Here is a 20,810-nt window from a genome sequence, read left to right on the forward strand (position 1 = left end):
GCAAAGAAAACCTAAACAAGGAGGTGAGATCATGAGCGATCAAACCATTACCGCCGCTTACTACAGAGGCGACAAAAGATTCTCGGTCGAGCAGAGGGCAGCGCCTGAACCGGGCGCGGATGAGGTCACGATCCGCATCGCCTATTGCGGCATCTGTGGCACCGACATGCATGTCTATCACGGCAACATGGATGCGCGTGTTGGTTTTGACCGCGTGATCGGCCATGAGATGTCGGGCGTGGTTGAGGCGATCGGGGCAAATGTCGCAACTGTCAAACCGGGTCAGAAAGTGGTGGTACGCCCGCTGGACCATTGCGGGGAGTGTCCGGCCTGCCGGGCCGGGCATAGCCACATCTGTCACAAATTGAAATTCCTCGGCCTCGATACTGATGGCGCGATGCAGGAGTTGTGGACGGTGCCGGCCCATACGCTGCATGTTCTACCCGACGATCTACGTATGGATCATGCCGCGTTGATCGAACCTGTCGCCGTGGCCTGCCACGACGTGCGGCTTTCTGGGCTGCAACCGGGTGAGGACGTAGTGGTGATCGGCGGCGGCCCGATTGGCGTCTTGGTGGCGATGGTCGCCCGCGATGCGGGGGGCAAAGTGCTGATCTCCGAGGTCAATCCGAACCGGCTGGCCATCGCTGAGACGCTGGGGTTCGATACGGTCAATCCTATCGAGGGTGATCTGCAGGCCGTGGTCGGGGCGCGTACCGGCGGGAAGGGCGCGGATGTGGTGTTCGAGGTGTCGGGCACGCAGCCGGGGGTCGATGCGATGACGGCGGTGGCTGCGACGCGGGCGCGGATCGTCATGGTCGCCATCCACGCGCAGAAACCCAGCATCGACCTGTTCCAGTTCTTCTGGCGCGAGTTGAAACTGATCGGCGCGCGGGTCTATGAGCCCGAGGATTACGAAAAGGCCATCGCACTCATTGCCGAAGGCGGCATCGACGCCGATACGGTGATCACCGATGTCAGCCCGCTCGCCGATATTCAGACCGCGTTCGAGGCCCTGGACCGCAGCCCGACAGCAATGAAAAGCCTGATCAAGGTAGGAGAAAAAGCATGAGTATCATGGCAAGCTTTGATCTGAGCGGCAAAACGGCGCTGGTCACCGGATGCAAACGCGGCATCGGACGCGGCATGGCCGAGGCGCTGGCAGAAGCCGGGGCCAATATCGTCGGCGTTTCGGCCACGCTTGAGACCTCGGGTAGCGATGTGGAACAGGCCGTCACCGCGATGGGGCGCGATTTTCGGGCCTATCAATGCGACTTCTCGGATCGGGATGCGGTGCTGGATTTTGCCGAGCAACTGTCCGTTGAAGGGGTCGCGCCCGACATTCTGGTCAACAATGCCGGGACCATCAAACGCAAGCCTGCAACCGAGCATCCTGACGATTGGTGGGATGAGGTGATCGAGGTGAACCTCTCGGCCCAGTTTGTTCTCTCGCGTGAGATCGGCCGCGGGATGGTCGGACGGCGCCGGGGCAAGATCATCTTTACCGCTTCGCTGCTGACCTTTCAGGGTGGGATCACGGTGCCGGGCTATGCCGCCTCGAAGGGCGGGATCGGGCAGTTGACCAAGGCGCTGGCCAATGAATGGGCACCGCATGGGCTGAACGTTAATGCCATTGCGCCGGGCTATATCGCCACCGACAACACCCAGGCCTTGCAGGATGACCCGGACCGCTCGAAGGCGATCCTTGAGCGCATCCCGCAAGGACGCTGGGGCACGCCGCAGGATTTTGCCGGGCCGGCAGTGTTCCTGGCCTCCTCCGCATCGGATTATGTGAACGGAGAGATTCTGGTGGTCGATGGAGGCTGGATGGGCCGGTGACGGGGCGATGACCCCGCCACGTGAGGCGGGGTTATTTGGTGTCGCGAATGACGAAGTGTTTTGTGGTGGTTTCGATGACCTCCCAAAACCCGACAAACCCGTCTGGGATGAAGAACGAGGCACCTTCGCGGAACTCCCGGCGGGTGCCGTCCTCGTGGATCAGGGCGCAATGGCCCGAGACGATATAGCAATATTCGTCCTTGTCGGTGAATGCATGCCATTTGCCCGGCGTCGATGTCCAGGTGCCGACGGTCAGCTTGCCGTCGGGACTGGTGAACTGGATCTCGGTGTTGTGGTGCGGATCGCCCGAGACGACGCGGTCCGGCAGGTCGGTCAGTCGCCGCTGGCCGGTGGATTTCGGAGTGTCATTGGCGATATCGATGACATGGGTTTGCATGGTTTGAGTTCCTTTTCGTTCCGTGAATTCGTTCCTGGATGGGGCGGATGGCGCTGCGTCAATGGCCGATCAGTACCACGCCCAAGAGGACAAAGATCGCGATGAAGATGGTTTCGGCGACGATCAGCACGATGGCCTGACCACCAACGTCAAGAATGCGCTTGAGCGAGGTTTTCATCCCAACCGCAGCAATCGAGATCAGCAAGGCCCAGCGGCTTAGACTGCTCATCAGATCCACCACGGCAGCAGGGATCAGGCCCAGCGAGTTCATCGCGGCAAAGATCAGGAACCCGACGACAAAGAAGGGCAGCACGGGCGGGCGCTTGCCGTCGGTCGTGTTGTCATCGGCATATTTGCGTACCAGGATCGAGATCACCAGAACCACGGGGGCCAGCATCGCCACGCGGATCAGCTTGACCAGGGTCGCGACCTCACCGGTCTGGTCCGAGACCGAGAAACCCGCACCAACCACCTGTGCCACATCGTGGATCGTGCCGCCCAGGAAAACCCCGGAATATTCAGAGTTGAAATCGAAGATTTCGGTCAGGATCGGGTAGACGATCATTGCGACGGTCGACAGGACCGTTACGGCCAGAACCGTGAAGATCAGATTGCGCTCTGAATGTTCGTTTTTGGGCAGCACCGCCGAGATCGCCATCGCCGCAGATGCCCCGCAGATCGCCACCGACCCACCCGTCAGCACGCCAAAGCGCCAGCCTCGGCCCAAGAGCCGCGCGCCAAGCAGGCCAAAGAGGATGGTGGCCAGAACCGCGACGATAACCACAGTGATCAGACCGGCACCCAGCCCAACCATCAGCTCGACGCTGATCCTCGCGCCCAGCAGGGCAACACCAAATCGCAACACGGTGCGCGAGGTGAATTCGATACCGGGTTTGCAGGGGCCGTCCTCTGCCAGAAAGTGGAAGGCGATGCCAAGAAGCAGGGCCATCAGCATCGCGGGCGCGCCGTAATGCTCCGACAGAAACTGCGCCGCTGCCGCGACAACGGCAGAGACAAGGAAGCCCTGCCCATTCTGTTGCACAAATCCCGAAAGGCCCTGTACTTTGGTACGGGTGAAATCCGCTGTTTGCATCTTATCAATCCTAAAAACGGCACCCTCGGCTGACCGAAGCGGTCAGGAGGGTGCCGGTCGTTTGGTCTATCGCCGCTGGGGCGCTTTGGTGTCGGTTTGAGCCTGCCGCAACCAAATCGCGGCGGCAGGGACCAGTATCAGGCCACGCGTTTGGAGCGCATGTCGCCGGGGTTGATTCCGGCCACGGCAACAGGCTTCTTCATCGCGTCGCGGCGGAAGGGCTCGCCCAGTTCCTGGTTCAACAGCACCTCGATGAAGGTGGTCTTGTTCTCCTTCATCTGGCGGGCGATGGCCTTGTTCAGCTCGTCAGTGAGTTGATCCATGCTGGACACTTGTACGCCCTCGACCCCGCAGGCCCTGGCGATACCGGCATAGCTGACATTCAGGTCCAGCTCGGTGCCAACGAAGTTGTCTTCGAACCACAGGGTCGTGTTGCGCTTTTCCGCGCCCCACTGGTAGTTGCGGAAGATCACCTGCGTGATTGCAGGCCAGTCGCCGCGCCCGCAGGCGGTCATCTCGTTCATCGAAATGCCGAAGGCGCCATCCCCGGCAAAGCCCACAACCGGAACATCGGGCTGACCGATCTTGGCGCCCAGAATGGCCGGGAAGGCATAGCCGCAAGGGCCGAACAGACCCGGAGCGAGGTATTTGCGGCCAGTCTCAAAGGACGGGTAGGCATTGCCGATGGCGCAGTTGTTGCCGATATCGGACGAGATAATCGCGTTTTTCGGCAGCGCGCTGTCGATTGCGCGCCACATCTGGCGCGGGCTCATGTGATCGGGCTGGCGGTTGCGGGCGCGCTCGTTCCAGGTGGTGCCGGGATCGTCATCCTCATGATCCATGCTGGACAGCTGCTGCGCCCAGGTCGACTTAGCGGTTGCGATGGTCGCCTGACGCGCCTCGCGGCCTGCGTCGCCCGCCGTGTCGCCCAGGCGGGCCAGAATGCCCTCGGCCACCTTTTTGGCGTCGCCGATGATGCCGACCGAGACCTTCTTGGTCAGCCCGATCCGCGCCGGGTTGATATCGACCTGAATGATCTTGGCATTGGTGGGCCAGTAATCGATGCCATAGCCGGGCAGGGTGGAGAACGGGTTCAGACGCGTTCCCAGGCACAGGACCACATCGGCCTTGCTGATCAGCTCCATCCCCGCTTTCGAGCCGTTATAGCCCAGCGGCCCGGCATGCAGCGGGTGGTTGCCGGGGAAGGCGTCATTGTGCTGATAGCCGCAGCAGACCGGCGCGGTCAGCCGCTCGGCAAGGGCTGCCGACGCCGGGATCGCACCGGCCAGAACCACGCCCGCGCCATTGAGAATGACCGGGAATTCGGCCTTGCTGAGCAGCTCTGAGGCCTCGGCAATGGCGGCCTCTCCACCCGAGGGGCGCTCGAATTCCAGAATGGTCGGCAGCTCGATATCGATGACCTGGGTCCAGAAATCGCGCGGGATGTTGATCTGTGCGGGTGCCGAGGCGCGATGCGCCTCCATGATCACCCGGTTCAGGGTTTCGGCGATGCGCGACGGGTCGCGGACCTCTTCCTGATAGGCGACGCAATCGGCGAACATGCGCATCTGCTCCATCTCCTGGAATCCGCCCTGACCAATGGTCTTGTTGGCGGCCTGTGGGGTGACCAGCAGCAGCGGGGTGTGGTTCCAATAGGCGGTTTTGACGGCGGTCACGAAGTTGGTGATGCCGGGGCCGTTCTGGGCGATCATCATCGACATCTCGCCGGTGGCGCGGGTGAAACCGTCGGCCATCATCCCGCCAGTGCATTCATGGGCGCAGTCCCAGAAGGTCACCCCGGCCTGCGGGAACAGGTCCGAGATCGGCATCATGGCCGAGCCGATAATACCAAACGCATGCTCGATGCCGTGCATCTGCAGAGTTTTGACGAAGGCTTCTTCGGTCGTCATTTTCATTGTTTGAGTCCTTGTGCGCGGCGCATTACGGCGCTGTTATATTTAGATAATTTCGTCTTTCAGGTAGTACCAGACATAGGCAAAACTCTGGCCCACCCGACGGAAGGGCGTCAGCAGCCCATGGCTTGGCAGCGGCGAGGTGAAAATCGGCAGCGAGAACGCCTTGTCCGATTTGTCGCCTGCCACCAGCTGGGCCATCCGGCGCCCGGCCTGTGCGGAGTACATCACGCCATTGCCGCCATACCCCATGGCATAATAGATGCTCGCATCCGGGTCGGGCTGACAGATCCGGGGCATCATGTCGTGGCTGACATCGACCCATCCCCACCAGGAATAGTCCAGGTTGATATCTTCCAGCGCCGGGAACTTCCGGGCCAGACCCTTTTGCAGCAGAGCCAGGTGCTTTTCGTTTTCCGCGTCGCGCCCGGTCAGAGCGCTGCGGCTGCCGATCTGCATCCGGTTGTCTGGCAGCAGCCGGTAGTAGTGGCGCAGGGTGCGCGTGTCGGTCAGTGGTGACTTGGTCTGGATGCCGCATTCGGCCAGTTCCGCCTCGGTCAGGGGGCGGGTGACGAGTGAGTTCGACAAGATCGGCATCAGGCGATGCTTGGTCTTCTTGTTCAGACCTGGAGGTGTGTAGCCCGCCGTAGCAAGCGCCACCTTTTTCGCCCGCACGGTCCCGCCCGGCGTGCGCAGATGGTGCACGCCGTTCTTGGTGGTCCATCCGGTCACCGGGCTGGCGGTGTGGATTTTGGCCCCCAGACGGCGCGCCATGTTGACATAGCCAAAGGCCAGCTTGCCTGCGTGGATGCAAGTACCATCGGGTTCCCACAAGGCACCTGCAGCCTCCTGATCGCGGACATGGCTTTCATGCAGCTCCTCGCGCGACAGGATGCGAGAGCCATAGCCGAACGTGTCGTTCAACAACGCGCTCTCGCTCTTCAGACCGGCCATCACCTTGTCCCGGTGGGCGATATAGTAATGCCCGCCGGGCTGCGGATCGCAGTTGATATCGTCCTGCGCGATCAGGTCATTGAACAGCTCAAACGCTTCGGTGACCTCGGCATGCATGCCCTTGGCCACATCCACGCCCCAACGCTGAAGCCACTGCGACCGCTTCAGCCGCCCTGACGAGATCTGGGCCTGCCCGCCATTGCGGGTCGAACACCCCCAGGCGACGGTATTGGCCTCAAGCACAACGGCCTGAATGCCGTGTTCCTTGGCCAGATGGATGGCAGTGGACAGGCCGGTATAGCCCGATCCGATGACGACCACATCGGCGTCGAAATCGCCTGATACGGGGCCGTCATCTTCGGGCGGGGTACCGGCAGTGCCGATCCAGTAGGTCGGCGCGTGGTCGCGGTTATGACCGGGACCGGCATCGACAATAGGATCGTATTTCGGGTCATAGCTGGACTTGGGCCAGTGTCGGGGGATCGCATTATCAACCATGACGAAATCTCGCGGGACAGAGGGTGAAACTCAGGCCTTGAACATTGGCCGGGATTTGCGCAGCGCCTGTTTGACGATGATCTTGCCGTCGCGCAGTGTGAACAGATCGGCGCCTTCGGCCTCGATGCGCATGCCATCGGCACCAGTGCCCGAGAACGTCCATTCAGACACCGCGCGGTCGCCATGCACAAAGTGGCTGTGGTGGTCCCAATGGGCATCCTTCATGCCAGCCCAAACGCCAGAGAAGGCGGCGGCGATGGCGGGTGCGCCCTCGACCTTGTTGCCGTATTTCTCGTCGCCGCCGACCGTATAGAACACGCAGTCATCGGCAAAATGGGTCATCACACCGTCAATATCGTGACGATTGAACGAGTCAAAGGTATCCGCCAAATCCTTGGCGGTTAGGGTCTTGGTCATTTTCTGTTCTTTCTTAGAGGGTTAGCGGGTAGATCAGTCGTCCCTGTAAGGGACGACCAGTGTCGGTATGTCGGCGCGGCGCAGAACGCGCTTGGCGACGGTACCAAGGAAGGTTTGCGAGAACCCGTGTTCGTGGGCCCCCAGCACAATCAGGTCGCATTTCAACTCGCGCGCGCGGCGCAGGATCACTTCGGCGGGATGCCCGTCGATGATCTCGATCGACTCGATCTGATCCTGAATGCCCCGGTCTTCTTCGGGCAGTGTTGCCCAGAACTCTTTTTGTCGCTCGGTCAGCACCGCTTTCATGTGGTCATGCCGGGCCTTGAGCGCCTCAGTGCGCGAGCCCGCATCCTGCATGAACATCCGCATCGTGATCAACGCATCGTCGCTGAGCGGCTCGGCCACATGCAGAACATGCAGCTTTGCCCCGGTTGCTTCGGCCAGGCTGGCCGCATGCGTCAATGCGTAGCTCGAGTGTTTCGTCAGAGCGGTGGCGAAGAGGATATGTGTGATCTTCTGTTTCATGGGTTTTTCCTTTCAACCACCTCAGTAGCCAAACACACGCGGCAGCCAGAGCGAGATCTCGGGGAAGAACGCTATGACAAAGATCGCGACCGTGTTGATGAAGGCAAACGGCAACGCCCGCAGCGAGATCTCTTCGATCGAGATTTTCGATATCCCCGACGCAATGAACAGGTTTTCACCCAGTGGCGGTGTCTGGAAGCCGATGCCCAGCGTACAGACCATGACCACGCCGAAGTGGATCGGGTCGATACCGACGCTATAGGCCACGGGCAGCATCACCGGCACCAGGATCAGGATTGTCGCCAGTGTCTCCATGAACATGCCGACAAACAGCAGGAACAGGATGACCAGCGTCCAGATCACATAGATGTTGTCGGTGAAGGACAGCATGCCCTGTGCGATCACGGCGGGAACCTGGTTTTCGACCAGAAGCCGCCCGAACACGGTCGCGGTGAACATGATCAGCAACACGCGGCCGGTCAGCCATGTGGTTGTCTCCAGCGCGCCGAACAGGCTTTTCCAGGACAGTTCACGATAGATGAAGGCACCCACTATCAGCGTATAGAAGATCGCCACGATGGCCGCTTCGGTCGGGGTGAAGTAGCCCGAATAGATGCCACCGAGGATCACAACCGGGGCCATCAGTGCCCAGAAACCGCGATACATCTCGCACCACATCTGGCGCGCGGACCAGCCTTCGGTGCTGCCAGTGTAGTTGTTCTTTTTCGCAAGGATATAGTTCATCAGCAACAGGCTGCCTGCGATCAGGAAGGCGGGCATGAAACCGGCGATGAAGAGTTTCGGGATCGAAACGGTCTGGAACTGACCGAACTCTTCCACGGCTTCGGGTGGGGGCGGCATGCCGAGCGCGGCGATGCCGAAGATGATCAGCGGGATCGAGGGCGGAATGACGATGCCCAGACCGCCTGACGAGGCGGTGATAGCCGAGGCGAAGCCCTTGGAATAGCCGCGGTCGATCATGGCCGGGATCATCAGCATGCCGACAGCCGCAGTGGTCGCCGGGCCGGACCCCGAGATAGCGCCGAAGAACAGACACGCCATGACAGTCGCAGCCGACATACCACCGGTGAAGGGGCCGGCGAAGCTTTCGGCAACATTGATCAGTCGCCGCGACAGGCCAGACGCCTCCATCAGTGCACCGGCCAGGATGAAGGCAGGCAGCGCCATCAGCGGGAAGGACCCGACCGAGGTAAAGGCGATCTGGACGAATTTGATGGGGTTTTCCCCCAGATAGAGGAACGTGATCAGGGTCGAGACGCCAAGCGCCACGGTGATCGGAGCCCCGATGAACAGCAGAAACAGAAATCCGCCAAACAGCAGTGGGATAATTTCGGCGCCCATTACTTGTCTCCCTCAGATTTGGAGGTGTCATGGCTTTCGGCTTCGGCTTTGACAGCGTCGAGGTCGATCGAATCCGGGTCGACCATTTCTTCGTCCAATACCAGTTTGCGATAGTTCACCTGGATCACCCGAATGGTCATCAGTGTGAAGGCGATGGGCAGGACGATGTAGACCCAGCTGAGGTGGAACCCGAGCGTCTGAGACGACTGAAAGCGGTTCATCTTGTTGAAGATGAAATCGATCGCCAGATAGACGAAATAGACGTTGAAGAATATCCAGAAGAGGTCCGCGAAAGCTTCGATATACTTGATCGCGCGGGCCGACAGGAACTTGAACTGGAACGTGACCCGGTTATGAGCCCCCATCTTGGCAGCATAGCTGGCGCCAAAGAAGACGAACCAGACGAACATGTAGATCGACAGTTCCTCGACCCAGGAAAACGAGAATGCAAACAGCGTTCTCACGATGACCTGCAGAAACAACAGGCAAACGAACATTGCCAGCAAGGTGCGGCAAATATAGCTTTCCAGGTTATCGACAATTCCCCAGAATTTAGACATCTGACCCTCCATTTATTGTTGGGGGCACCAGTTGGTGCCCCGCAATTTTTTTGTTGGATGCTCGGTTGCCGGTTACTGAGAGACCGGCTCGCGACCGATTTCGGCCAGCACTGCGTTCAGCTTTTCGACGCCACCGATGCTTTCATAGAATTTCGGCCACACGGCGGTGGTCGCCAGTTCGATGAACTCGGCTTCGTCATTCTCGGGATCGACGATTTCCATGCCTTTTTCGACCAGGATTTCTTTGATCTCGGCTTCCTTGGCGCGCAGGAAGTCAGCAGAGGCCTGCGTCGCGACTTTGCCTGCTTCAAGGAGGATTTCCTGATCTTCTGCGGAAAGCTCCTGGAAGACCTGCTCGGAAATGATGAGCGGTTCGATCGAGAAGATGTAACGGATGTTGGTCACATATTTCTGAACTTCATAGAACTTCATCGCGTTGATGGTGGTGTAGGGGTTGTCCTGACCGTCGACCACTTTGGTCTGCAGACCCGCAAAGGTTTCCGACCAGGCCATCGGCGTCGGGCTGATGCCCCATGCCTTGTAGGTGTCGATCATGATCTCGTTTTTGGGAACGCGGATCACCAGACCTTCAAGGTCGGCCACCGATTTCACCGGCTTTTTCGAGTTCGTCAGACGGCGGAACCCGGTATAAGTCCAGCCGATGATGCGAACGCCGGCGTCATTGATGGTGTTTTCCACCAGTTCCTGACCGATCGGGCCCTGGGTCAGCTTTTCCGCATCCTCAAGGCTGAGGATCACGTAAGGAAGGGTGAACACGCCGACGGTTGGCGAGAACGGGGTGATGTTGTTGATCGCCAGCAGCGACATATCCAGCGTGCCGATGGCCGCGTCGTTGACGGTATCCTGCTCTGATCCGAGTTGACCGTTCAGAAACAGTGTAGCGGTGTGCTTGCCACCCGACAGCTCTTCGAGTGCGGCCTTGAAGCCCAGACCGGTGGCCTCCTGGCTGGAGCCCCCGCTGTCGCCCACTGCGATCTTGAAATTCTTGGCCTGTGCAGCCCCCGCGACCAGCATGGCCGTAATGGAAATGGCTGCAGTTGTGGTGCAGACCCGCTTGAGAAATGACATGAATGACCTCCGGCATATTTGTCCTGATACCCGAGGTGCGCGCCGGAACGTGCGTCTTTGCGCACTTTCCAGTCCGAATCTGCCCCGGTGCCGACCCGTGTAGCTTGCGATTCGCGTTGCCAAAATGGTAACTATTGAACGTAAAGTTTCATAGATAGCGAACATTGGATGGCGCGGCAGTCACTGGTAACCAAAGTCGGAGAGGCCGACATAAACTTGTTGCGGATTTTCAGGTCGGTAGTTGAAAGCGGTGGCCTTTCAGCCGCCGAGACCGAGCTTAACATCGGAAGGTCCACAATTTCCAAGTATTTATCGAATCTTGAGATTCGATTGGGGCTGAAACTGTGCAACCGGGGTCCTGGCGGGTTTTCGTTGACGGAGGACGGAGCAAAGGTCCTTGCCGCAGCCGACAGGCTGCTGCTGTCCGTGTCAGACTTCCAGGCCGAGGTGAATGAAATAAAACAGGACCTGGTGGGCAGAATCCATGTCGCTTTGTTCGATCAATGCGCCTCCAATCCCGACTCTCATCTGGCCCGTGCGATCAGCACATTCAACGTGCTGGCACCGGATGTGCAGATCGAACTTTCGCTTGAGCCGCCGAATGTAATTGAGACAAAATTAATCAGCGGTGATGTCGATGTAGGCATTATTGCAGAGCATCGGGTGTCGAAAAGCCTGAACTATGTCCCGATCTACACCGAAAACATGTACTTGTTCTGCGGTCAGGGACATCCGTTCTTCGAGCGCGATCAAACGGATATAACCCTCGATGATGTGCGCGCCGCGCGCTATGCGGGTATCAGCGTCAACTCTCCGAACCTCCATGTCGGGCAATCCCTCAAACTGCGCCGTGCGGCGAAGGTCCAGAGCGAGCATGCCCTGTCGATCCTGATCCTGTCAGGCCGGTATATCGGGTTCCTGCCGGACCATTTCACAAAGAGCTTTGTGGAACAGGGGCGGATGAAGATGATCCTACCGGAGATGCTGCATTATCGCGCCACCTTTTCCGCCGCCAACCGACGCAGCCCTGAGCCAACGAGGATCACGCAGGTGTTCCTGCAGACGCTGGTAAAGGAACATTCCAGATAGCCGGATGCATCGGGTACGGTATTTGCACGCCAGTCCCGCGCCGCTTGCCTGACGCCCGACTTCGCCCCTAGACTGACCCGGTTCATCCGCCAGACACATCCGGGGCTGCAACTTTGAAACCCGACATCTCGCAAGACACTATCGCCAAATGGCAGCGGATCGTGGACCTGATCGCAAATGTCGCTGATGTCCCTGCCAGTCTGGTGATGCGCACCCACGAGCCGCATCATTCGGTCTTTGTCACCAGCAGGACCAAAGGCAACCCCTATGCGGCGGGCTGCCAGTTCACACTCAACGAAAAGCTCTATTGTTACGGGGTCCTGCAACGCGATGGCGAATTGACGGTCGAGGATGCGACCTGCGATCCTGAATGGGTCGACAATGACGATATGGAACACGGGATGCGCTTCTATATCGGCTATCCGCTGAAATGGCCTGACGGGTCGGTTTTCGGAACGATCTGTGTTCTCGATACACGGCGCAACCGGCGGGCGCTGCTGTTCCGCGAAGGGCTACAGGAATTTGCGCGGGTCATCGAGGCGGATCTTGAGTTGCTGATCGAGATTGATCGGCGGATCGCGCTTGAGGCGGAATTGCAGGCGACCCTGGATCAGTTGGAACAGCGCGTCGCCAACCGCACTTCGGATCTGGAAGAGGCCAATACCGCATTGCGCGTTCTGCTCAGCAGCGTCGAGACCTCGCGCGAAGAATATGACGCCAAGATATTGCGCCAGATCAAGGGGCTGGTTGTTCCACATCTGGCCAAGCTGCGCAGCAGGCTAGAGGGGGACCCGGCGGGCCGCGCCTATCTGGAACTGGCCGAGGAAAGCCTCAAATCCATCACCTCGGAAATGAGCGGGCAACTGACCACCGTGTTCGAGGCGCTGACCCCTGCCGAGCAGGAAATCGCACAGATGATCATGCGCGGTCAGACCACCAAGGACATTGCCCGCACCCTCTCGCGCGAGCCCAGCACGATCGAGTTTCACCGCAACAATATCCGCGCGAAACTCGGCCTGAAACGCAGCGGTCAGAACCTGCGCAGCCTGCTATTGTCCATTCAGTAAAACATGGGGATTTGCCCCATGTTTCCCACATGGTTTTTCGATACCTTCCTCAGATGCCCCGGTTGCTACGATGACATTATCCGAGGACATCCCCGGATCGTGAGACAACAGGGAAATCCAAAAATGAAAAAAGACGACCTGAATCTGAAGCCGACGCTGCTGCGCGGCGGCACGGACGATATGGCGCCGGGCCTGTCGCGCCGATCCTTCTTTATGGCCGCAGGTGCCGCTGGCGTGGGTGGAGCGGCAAGCCTGCTGAGCAGCAGCTCTGCGCAGGCGCAATCCACCGACTGGACGCAACCGGGCAACAATAACGGCGTGATCGAGTTGCAGAAAACCACCGGCAATACGGTGGAAGGTGCCGTTGGCGTGGATTATTTCGGCCATTGCGCGATCAAGATCACCTCACCCGGCGGGGCCACAATTCTGTTTGATCCCTGGCGCGACGATCCTTCGGGCGCTTGGGGGCTGTGGTTCAAGAACGAATTCCCGGAAACCCCGGTGGATATCTGCATGTCCACCCATACACATTTCGACCATGACGCGATTCACCGCCCCGTCTCGACCATGGTGCTGGACCGGATGGTCGGCAATTTCGAGTTTGCCGATATCAAGATCACCGGCTTTGCCGATAAACATGTCTGCCGTGCGCCGGGCTGGTATGACTGGACCAACGCGCTGGGCGAGTTTGGCGTACAGGCTTGCCCGCCGGACAATGTCAGCCATATGGATATGGTGGTCTATCTGGTGGAAACCGGCGGTATCCGCACGCTGATCTGGGGCGACAATCGCCATGATCCCCCACAGGAATTCTGGGACGCCATCGGCCAGGTCGATGTGCTGACCTTGCCGGTGGACGGCTCGCAGCACATACTGGATTATGATCAGGGCAACGCCATCGTGGAACGGCTCAAGCCAAAGATCATCATCCCCACCCATTACCTCAATGAAACTACAAGCTACACGCTGACCACGCTTCAGAACGCCGATGACTGGGTCAAATCCCAGCAGAGCTACAAGATGCTGGACAGCGCCAGCCTCTCCCTGGAAGCGGGGGATATTGCAGGGCGCGATCGTGAGTTCCTGTATTTCGGGCATAACGCCCTCACAAGCTGACTCCGCTGCCGCTCACGGGTGAACCGGCGCGCAAGTTTGCGGGCCGGTTTGCCTTGTGAGTGAGGTGGCGGAACAAAATGGCAGACCAGCCGCATTCGAAAGATGCGGCTATTGACCTCGCTTGGCGCTTGTTCTAGGACGCACGGGTTCTTGGCGGGTATGGTGAAATGGTATCATAAGAGCCTTCCAAGCTTAAGGTGCGGGTTCGATTCCCGCTACCCGCTCCAAGAATTCCCTCCCGCCATCGACTGTATAAGAGACCAAATCTCAGACGGGTAACTATCTGACGTCATTGAGCTCTATTGCCGACTCCGTACGCTGCGCAGCGGATCGCCTACGCATGGCAGCCCTGACTCCACCACGGCCTGTTTCGGGATTGTGAGGTTTGGCCGCATGGTCTGGGGCGCGCATTTGCTTGACCTGCAAGGGCCGTGGGGCCATGAAGCGGGGCCAATGGGCCATAGCGCCTTATAAAGACCCCAATGCGAGACCAATAGCATGGCCAGATCGAAACCCGCTCAGCCCGCGCCGAATGCCAGCGAAGAGCGCGCCACCTCACGCAAGCTGGGTGTTCTGGGTGCGCTTTGGCCGTTCATGCTGCCCTACAAAGGCCTGATGGCGGGGGCTGTGGCGGCTCTGATTTTGACTGCTGCGATGTCGTTGACATTGCCGCTGGCGGTGCGCCGGGTGGTGGACAATTTCCGCATCGAAAACGGCGATCTGCTGGATCGCTATTTTCTGGCAGCGCTGGGGATCGCTGCTATTCTCGCGCTGGGCACGGGCATCCGCTACGCGCTGGTGACCCGTTTGGGCGAACGGGTGGTAGCCGATATCCGCATGGCCGTGTTCGACCGTGTCATCGGGATGAGCCCCGAGTTCTTCGAACGGATCATGACCGGTGAGGTGCTCAGCCGGATCACCACCGACACCACGCTGATCCAGTCGGTGCTGGGCTCTTCCGTGTCTATCGCCCTGCGCAACATGCTTCTGTTTTTCGGCGGGCTGGTCCTGATGCTGCTGACCTCGGCCAAACTGACCGGCATGGTCTTGTTGCTGATCCCCATCGTGATCGTGCCCATTCTGGTGCTGGGTCGCCGCCTACGTCGGATCAGTCGAGAGAACCAGGATTGGATCGCCGCCTCGTCGGGCAGCGCGGGCGAGGCGCTGAGCGCGGTGCAGACCGTTCAGGCCTATACCGGAGAGGCCGCGAGCCGCGCGCAATTTGCCGAAATGACCGAGACCTCTTACGACGTGTCGCGCGTGCGCATCCGAACCCGCGCCATCCTGACCGTCATCGTGATCTTTCTGGTCTTCAGCGGTGTGGTCGGCGTGCTGTGGATGGGCGCGAACGCGGTGCGCCTGGGCACGATGACCGAAGGGACGCTGATCCAGTTCGTGATCTATTCGGTGATCATGGCGGGCTCGGTCGCCGCACTTTCGGAAATCTGGAGCGAATTGCAGCGCGCCGCTGGCGCAACCGAGCGATTGGTGGAGCTTTTGCACGCGAAAGATACCGTCCTGGACCCCGGCACGCCGGTGCAATTGCCTGAGCCGGTGAAGGGAGAGATCGCCCTTGACGCGGTCACTTTCCGCTATCCCTCACGGCCCGAGCATCTGGCGCTGGATGATCTGTCGCTGACCGTGGCGCCGGGCGAAACTGTTGCGCTGGTGGGGCCGTCGGGCGCGGGCAAGACCACCGTGATCCAGATGATGCAGCGATTCTATGACCCGGATCAGGGGCGGGTGACGCTCGACGGGATAGATTTGCACCAACTTACCCGCAACGATTTCCGTCGCCATATCGCGCTGGTGCCGCAGGACCCGGTGATCTTCGCGACCTCCGTGCGCGACAATATCCGCTTTGGCCGCCCCTCAGCCAGCGACGGCGAGGTCGAGCAGGCGGCGCGCGCGGCTGCTGCGCATGACTTCATCTCGGCCCTGCCCGAGGGCTATGACAGCTATGTGGGCGAGCGTGGCGTGATGCTGTCGGGCGGCCAGAAACAGCGCATCGCCATCGCGCGCGCGATCCTGCGCGATGCGCCGGTGCTGCTGCTGGACGAGGCCACCTCGGCGCTGGATGCCGAGAGCGAGCGCGCGGTGCAGCAGGCGGTGGATGTGCTCTGCGCCGGGCGTACGACGGTGATCGTGGCGCATCGGCTGGCGACTGTGAAGAAGGCCGACCGCATCGTGGTGCTTGAGAACGGGCAGATTGTTGCGCAGGGCAAGCATGATGAACTGGTGGCGCAGGGGGGCCTTTATGCACGGCTCGCAAGGCTGCAATTCACCGAAGGGATCGCCGCAGAGTAACCTCGCCAGCAGAAAATCGTCACATGACGTGGCGGTAACCCCTCGCACACGCTTAAATTGACGCTAGGGTGTTCCTTGTGCTGATCTCTGCTTTTTCGCAGGTTTTGGCTGGAATTCAGGCGGGCTCTTACACCGCTGTGTCAACGAGAGGGAGGAACTTAAATGACCTTTGCGGGTGTTGCGGATCGCGATGCAATCGAAAATGAAATGCCCTGGGCAGAGCGTGATGTTCCGGTCACGCTCTATCAACTGTTGTCGTCAACGGCGGGAAAGCACCCGAACAACAACGCAGTCAGTTTTCAAATTCTCTCCGGGCCTACCGACAAAGCCGAGACGCTGACCTGGACCGACCTCAAGGATAAGGTCACGCAAGCGGCGAACCTGTTCCGATCTCTGGGTGTGGGTGAAAAGGATGTGGTCGCCTATGTGCTGCCCAACTGTAACGAGACACTGATCACGATGCTGGGCGGTGCGGTTGCCGGTATCGTGAACCCGATCAATCCGCTGCTGGAACCTGAGCAGATCGCCTCGATCCTGCGCGAAACCAACGCCAAGGTCGTGGTGACGCTCAAACCCTTCCCAAAGACCGATGTGGCCCAGAAAGTGGCCGAAGCCGTGCGCCATGCACCCCATGTGAACACCGTTCTTGAGGTGGACCTCAATCGCTACCTGACCCCGCCGAAATCTTGGATCGTGCCACTGATCCGTCCCAAGCTGGAGAACAAGGAACATCTGGCGCATGCGGATTACATGAACTTCAACAAAGCCATGTCGCAGCAGCCGACCAAGCTGGCCTTCGCAGACGCGACCGAGGATCGGGTTGCCTGCTATTTCCATACCGGTGGCACGACCGGTATGCCGAAAGTGGCCCAGCACAAGTATTCCGGTCTGGTCTATAATGGCTGGCTGGGTGCGACGCTGCTGTTCGGGCCGGACGACAACATCATCTGTCCGCTGCCGTTGTTCCATGTGTTCGCCTGCCACGTGATCATGATGGCCTCGCTCTCTTCCGGTGCGCATGTGGTCTTTCCGACGCCCCAGGGCTATCGCGGCGAAGGGGTGTTCGACAATTTCTGGAAACTGGTCGAACGCTGGAAAATCTCGTTTGTCATAACGGTTCCAACCGCCATCTCGGCCAAGATGCAGCGCCCTGTCGACGCCGATATATCGAGCATCAAGACCGCGTTTTCGGGATCTGCCCCGCTGCCGCTGGAACTGTTCCGCCGCTTCGAAGAGACCACCGGCGTCACGATTGTCGAAGGTTATGGCCTGACCGAGGCAACCTGCCTCGTGTCCTGCAACCCGACGGATGGCGAAAAGAAGGTCGGCTCGATCGGAATACCGTTCCCCTATACCGATGTCAAAATCTACAACGGTAACGCGGACGATCCGGTTGAGGCCAACACAGATGAAGTGGGCGAGATCTGTATCTCGAACCCTGGTGTTTTCGCTGGCCACACCTATACCGAGGGGGCAAAGAACCGCGATCTGTACCATCACGAAAAGTACCTGCGCACCGGGGATCTGGGTCGGGTAGATGCGGACGGGTATCTGTGGATCACAGGCCGTGCCAAGGATCTGATCATTCGCGGTGGTCACAATATCGATCCTGCCGAGATCGAAGAGGTGCTGTTGGGCCACGATGCGGTGGCCTTTGCCGGCGCCATTGGCCAGCCCGACGAATATGCGGGTGAGGTGCCTTGCGTCTATGTCGAACTGGTCGACGGTGCCTCCGTGTCCACCGACGAGTTGATGAAATACTGCGAGGTCCATATTCACGAGCGCGCAGCCCATCCCAAACATCTCGCCATTCTGCCCGAACTTCCGAAAACCGCTGTGGGCAAGATTTTCAAGCCCGATCTGCGCAAGGAAGCGATCACCCGGATCTACAACACCGCGCTCGAAAAGGGCGAAGTGGGAGCGCGGGTCGTCTCGGTGATCGATGACAAGAAACGTGGCCTCGTCGCGCAGCTTGACGCAAACGGCACCTCGGACGAGGATGTATCCAAGATTCTGGGCGATTACACGCGCCCATGGGAGTGGGCCGCCTGATCCGGAGAGCGAATGGACTATGACGCGCTGCTAGACGCGGAGACGCGGGACTTCATCCGCCGAACTGCGGAGTGCTATCCCGACAATGCTGTGGACCTGTCGATCGAAGAACAGCGACAGGTCTACGATCAGTTGTGCCGCACCTTTCGGGGGGATGCACCCGAGGGCATCTCCTCCGAGGATCTGGACGCCAATGGCGTTAAGGTCCGCGTCTATTCTGCCGGCCAGCCCACGCGCACAGTGATATACATGCATGGCGGTGGTTTCGTGCTGGGCGGGTTGGACAGCCACGACGATATCTGCGCCGAGATATGCGCCCAGACCGGGTATCGCGTGATTGCGGTCGATTACCGCCTCTGTCCCGAACACCGGCACCCGGCACAGTTCGATGATTGCTGGGCGGTCGCTGAATGGGCGGCGGACACCTATGGCGACCCGCTGGTGCTGGCCGGTGACAGTGTCGGCGGCACGCTCGCCGCCTGCATCGCACATCATGCGCGCGGACGGCTGCAAAACCTGCTGGGGCAGGTGCTGATCTACCCGGTCCTGGGGGGTGACGCGGATCAGGGCTCATATCTTGAGCATGCGCATGCCCCGCTGCTCAGCCGCTCGGACGTGAAGTTTTATGACAGCATTCGCACGTTGGATGAAAGGCCCAGTGATGACCCGACCTACGCGCCTTTGCAGGACAGCAACTATGAGGGGTTGCCCGCAACCGTGATCTTTACCGCCGATTGCGACCCTCTGCGCGATGATGGGCGCGATTATCGCGACCGGCTGCTGGCGGCGGACGGAACCGTTTACTGGATCAACGAAGAAGGGCTAGTGCATGGCTATCTGCGCGCGCGCCACACCGTTGCCCGCGCCCGCGCCAGTTTCGAGCGCATCTCGCTTGCGATCGAAGCGCTGGGGCAGGGGCTCTGGCCCTATGACTGACATGGGCGGGATCCAAGGGGCTACTTAACGCCTTGTTGCCAATCAGCCGCTCAGGAAGGTCTTGGCCCGCATCGTTTCAGCCACCGGTGCGCCCAAACGGGTCAGGATGGTCGGGGCCAGTTCCAGCTGGTCGATCACCGTATCGGGTTCCGGCCCGTTGGCATCCCCAAAGTAGTAGAGCGCCGTTTCCTGTTGCAGCGGATCGCGCCCGCCATGGTGGCCGCGCGCGTCCTGACCGTGATCTGCCGTCACGATCACCTCATACCCCATCTGCCGCCAGCGCGGGATGAACGGTGCCAGCATCTCGTCCATGACGAAACAGGCGTGGTCCATCTCATGGCAATCGTGGTGAAACCGGTGACCCATGCAGTCCAGTGTACAGCTATGCAGCATCCCGTAATCCAGCCCGAAGCGCAGGCAGAGATTGGTGAGCGAGGCAAACAGGTCGAGGTCACAGGGGGTCATCTGGTTGGCGTGGCCATAGCCTGTCATGCTGTGAAACCGGCCATGGTTGATCGTGGCGCTGTCGGGCTCGTCATATTCCACGTCGCGAACATGGTCGAACGGGTGACGATTGAAGAATTCTGACCAATAGCTATGGGCAACCGCCCCGGTCACCCCGCCCGCATCGCGCATCTGCGAGAACACATCCTTGTGGCGCAGCCGGAACACGTTGCCATTGCCGGTGCAGCCATGTTCGGCCGGCACGACGCCGGTATGGATCGAGGCATAGCAGCTTGCCGAGGTGGAGGGCAGGACCGAGCGCAGCTTCCAGACCCGCGCCTCACCGCTGTCCACCCAGCCTTCGAGATTGCCGAAGAGACGGCGAAAGTTGCGCCAGGGCACGCCATCCAGAATGATCAGAAGAAGTTTGCGGTCCATCCCCGGCCTCCCCGTTCCTCACTGCCTTTGTGGCGGCGAAGCTGCTGCCGGGCAATCAGAAACTGTCGCGGCGGGCCGTTCAAAGGGATGTCAGATCACGTGATCGGATTGTGAGGTGGCCCAGGCACGGTTGAACCTATCCTGAGCGTGACCGACACCGGGATGGATACGGGATCATGGCGAAGACATCGAAACGCAAACAGGCGCAGAAGGCCCGTCAGGACGCGGCAGCCGCGCAGCCAGAGGTGAAGCGCCGCGATATGCTCAAACTGCTGCGCAACGGCGCGATTGGGGCGGTTGCCTTGGGCGCTGGCGGGTATTTCACGCTCCGTTCGGTTCGGGCGCTGGCCCATGAATATGATCTCAGCCGCGTGGGGCAGGGCAAGCCCAGCGTGGTGCAGGTGCACAACCCGCAATGCCCAACATGCAACGCACTCCAGCGTGAGACCCGGCAGGCGATGGAGCAGTTCGGAGAGTGTGACTTGGTCTATCTGGTGGCGGATATCACCACGCCGGATGGCGAGGCCTTTGCCAATTTCCACCGTGTTCCGCATGTGACGTTGTTGCTGTTTGATGGCGAAGGGCAATTGCAGCAGACCCTGCAGGGGATGCGTGCTCGCGAAGAGCTGGAACCGATTCTGGCGGGCCATTTCGAGCGCTTCGCGAAATCTTAGGTCCCCCGTAGCATGCTAAAAGAGCGGCGGGAGATGCCCC

The 20,810-nt window shown here is 59.9% G+C and carries 19 protein-coding genes and 1 tRNA gene; 10 read left to right on the forward strand and 10 right to left on the reverse strand.

What is annotated here, in order from left to right; genetic code table 11:
• Nucleotides 1-31 precede the first annotated feature (31 nt).
• Nucleotides 32-1,072: a zinc-dependent alcohol dehydrogenase gene (locus AB1E34_RS20645; protein ID WP_372574205.1), complete on the forward strand. Its 1,041-nt coding sequence runs from the start codon at nt 32-34 to the stop codon at nt 1,070-1,072.
• Nucleotides 1,069-1,839 carry an SDR family oxidoreductase gene (locus tag AB1E34_RS20650; RefSeq protein WP_372574206.1) on the forward strand — a complete coding sequence of 257 codons (771 nt, stop codon included), beginning with the start codon at nt 1,069-1,071 and terminating at the stop codon, nt 1,837-1,839. The genes AB1E34_RS20645 and AB1E34_RS20650 overlap by 4 nt, the downstream gene beginning before the upstream one ends.
• Before the next feature lie 31 nt (nt 1,840-1,870).
• Here AB1E34_RS20650 and AB1E34_RS20655 read toward each other — a convergent pair whose 3' ends face one another.
• The 9 genes from AB1E34_RS20655 to AB1E34_RS20695 all read right to left on the reverse strand — a co-directional run bounded on the left by AB1E34_RS20655 (nt 1,871) and on the right by AB1E34_RS20695 (nt 10,647).
• Nucleotides 1,871-2,236: a cupin domain-containing protein gene (locus AB1E34_RS20655; protein ID WP_372574207.1), complete on the reverse strand. Its 366-nt coding sequence runs from the start codon at nt 2,234-2,236 to the stop codon at nt 1,871-1,873.
• A 58-nt stretch (nt 2,237-2,294) separates the two neighbouring features.
• Nucleotides 2,295-3,329 (reverse strand): YeiH family protein, encoded by a 1,035-nt coding sequence (locus AB1E34_RS20660; protein WP_372574208.1) that lies wholly within the window; start codon nt 3,327-3,329, stop codon nt 2,295-2,297.
• A gap of 137 nt (nt 3,330-3,466) precedes the next feature.
• Complete coding sequence (xsc, locus tag AB1E34_RS20665) at nt 3,467-5,245, reverse strand: sulfoacetaldehyde acetyltransferase (protein WP_372574209.1); 1,779 nt, start codon at nt 5,243-5,245, stop codon at nt 3,467-3,469.
• A 42-nt stretch (nt 5,246-5,287) separates the two neighbouring features.
• Nucleotides 5,288-6,694 carry an NAD(P)/FAD-dependent oxidoreductase gene (locus tag AB1E34_RS20670; RefSeq protein ID WP_372574210.1) on the reverse strand — a complete coding sequence of 469 codons (1,407 nt, stop codon included), beginning with the start codon at nt 6,692-6,694 and terminating at the stop codon, nt 5,288-5,290.
• 30 nt (nt 6,695-6,724) lie between these two features.
• Nucleotides 6,725-7,111 (reverse strand): nuclear transport factor 2 family protein, encoded by a 387-nt coding sequence (locus AB1E34_RS20675; protein ID WP_372574211.1) that lies wholly within the window; start codon nt 7,109-7,111, stop codon nt 6,725-6,727.
• A 33-nt stretch (nt 7,112-7,144) separates the two neighbouring features.
• Nucleotides 7,145-7,636, reverse strand: a complete 492-nt coding sequence (locus AB1E34_RS20680) for a universal stress protein (protein WP_372574212.1) — start codon at nt 7,634-7,636, stop codon at nt 7,145-7,147.
• A gap of 21 nt (nt 7,637-7,657) precedes the next feature.
• Entirely contained in the window at nt 7,658-8,998 is a 1,341-nt protein-coding gene (locus AB1E34_RS20685; protein ID WP_306197684.1) for a TRAP transporter large permease, read from the reverse strand.
• Nucleotides 8,998-9,558 carry a TRAP transporter small permease gene (locus tag AB1E34_RS20690; protein WP_372574213.1) on the reverse strand — a complete coding sequence of 187 codons (561 nt, stop codon included), beginning with the start codon at nt 9,556-9,558 and terminating at the stop codon, nt 8,998-9,000. The genes AB1E34_RS20685 and AB1E34_RS20690 overlap by 1 nt, the downstream gene beginning before the upstream one ends.
• A 72-nt stretch (nt 9,559-9,630) precedes the next feature.
• Nucleotides 9,631-10,647, reverse strand: a complete 1,017-nt coding sequence (locus AB1E34_RS20695; RefSeq protein ID WP_372574214.1) for a TRAP transporter substrate-binding protein — start codon at nt 10,645-10,647, stop codon at nt 9,631-9,633.
• Nucleotides 10,648-10,815: 168 nt separating this feature from the next.
• On the opposite strand from AB1E34_RS20695, the gene AB1E34_RS20700 reads away from it, so the two are divergent.
• The 7 genes from AB1E34_RS20700 (at nt 10,816) to AB1E34_RS20730 (ending at nt 19,214) form a co-directional block, all read left to right on the forward strand.
• Complete coding sequence (locus tag AB1E34_RS20700; protein WP_372574215.1) at nt 10,816-11,736, forward strand: LysR family transcriptional regulator; 921 nt, start codon at nt 10,816-10,818, stop codon at nt 11,734-11,736.
• Between the two features lie 113 nt (nt 11,737-11,849).
• Nucleotides 11,850-12,803 (forward strand): LuxR C-terminal-related transcriptional regulator, encoded by a 954-nt coding sequence (locus AB1E34_RS20705; protein WP_372574216.1) that lies wholly within the window; start codon nt 11,850-11,852, stop codon nt 12,801-12,803.
• Nucleotides 12,804-12,926: 123 nt separating this feature from the next.
• Nucleotides 12,927-13,919, forward strand: a complete 993-nt coding sequence (locus AB1E34_RS20710) for an MBL fold metallo-hydrolase (RefSeq protein ID WP_372574217.1) — start codon at nt 12,927-12,929, stop codon at nt 13,917-13,919.
• Between the two features lie 153 nt (nt 13,920-14,072).
• Nucleotides 14,073-14,146 (forward strand) — tRNA-Gly (locus tag AB1E34_RS20715).
• 271 nt (nt 14,147-14,417) lie between these two features.
• Nucleotides 14,418-16,226, forward strand: coding sequence for an ABC transporter transmembrane domain-containing protein (locus tag AB1E34_RS20720; protein WP_372574218.1), 1,809 nt, complete (start codon nt 14,418-14,420; stop codon nt 16,224-16,226).
• A 162-nt stretch (nt 16,227-16,388) separates the two neighbouring features.
• Nucleotides 16,389-18,278: an acyl-CoA synthetase gene (locus AB1E34_RS20725; RefSeq protein ID WP_372574219.1), complete on the forward strand. Its 1,890-nt coding sequence runs from the start codon at nt 16,389-16,391 to the stop codon at nt 18,276-18,278.
• Nucleotides 18,279-18,290: 12 nt separating this feature from the next.
• Nucleotides 18,291-19,214 (forward strand): alpha/beta hydrolase, encoded by a 924-nt coding sequence (locus tag AB1E34_RS20730; RefSeq protein ID WP_372574220.1) that lies wholly within the window; start codon nt 18,291-18,293, stop codon nt 19,212-19,214.
• A gap of 42 nt (nt 19,215-19,256) precedes the next feature.
• Here AB1E34_RS20730 and AB1E34_RS20735 read toward each other — a convergent pair whose 3' ends face one another.
• Nucleotides 19,257-20,096, reverse strand: coding sequence for an alkaline phosphatase family protein (locus tag AB1E34_RS20735; protein WP_372574221.1), 840 nt, complete (start codon nt 20,094-20,096; stop codon nt 19,257-19,259).
• A gap of 176 nt (nt 20,097-20,272) precedes the next feature.
• On the opposite strand from AB1E34_RS20735, the gene AB1E34_RS20740 reads away from it, so the two are divergent.
• On the forward strand, nt 20,273-20,770 hold the full coding sequence (locus AB1E34_RS20740) for a hypothetical protein (RefSeq protein ID WP_372574222.1): 498 nt from the start codon (nt 20,273-20,275) through the stop codon (nt 20,768-20,770).
• The last annotated feature ends 40 nt before the right edge of the window (nt 20,771-20,810 follow it).

The sequence above is a fragment of the Ruegeria jejuensis genome, assembly GCF_041537905.1.
Classification (GTDB): Bacteria; Pseudomonadota; Alphaproteobacteria; order Rhodobacterales; family Rhodobacteraceae; genus Ruegeria_C.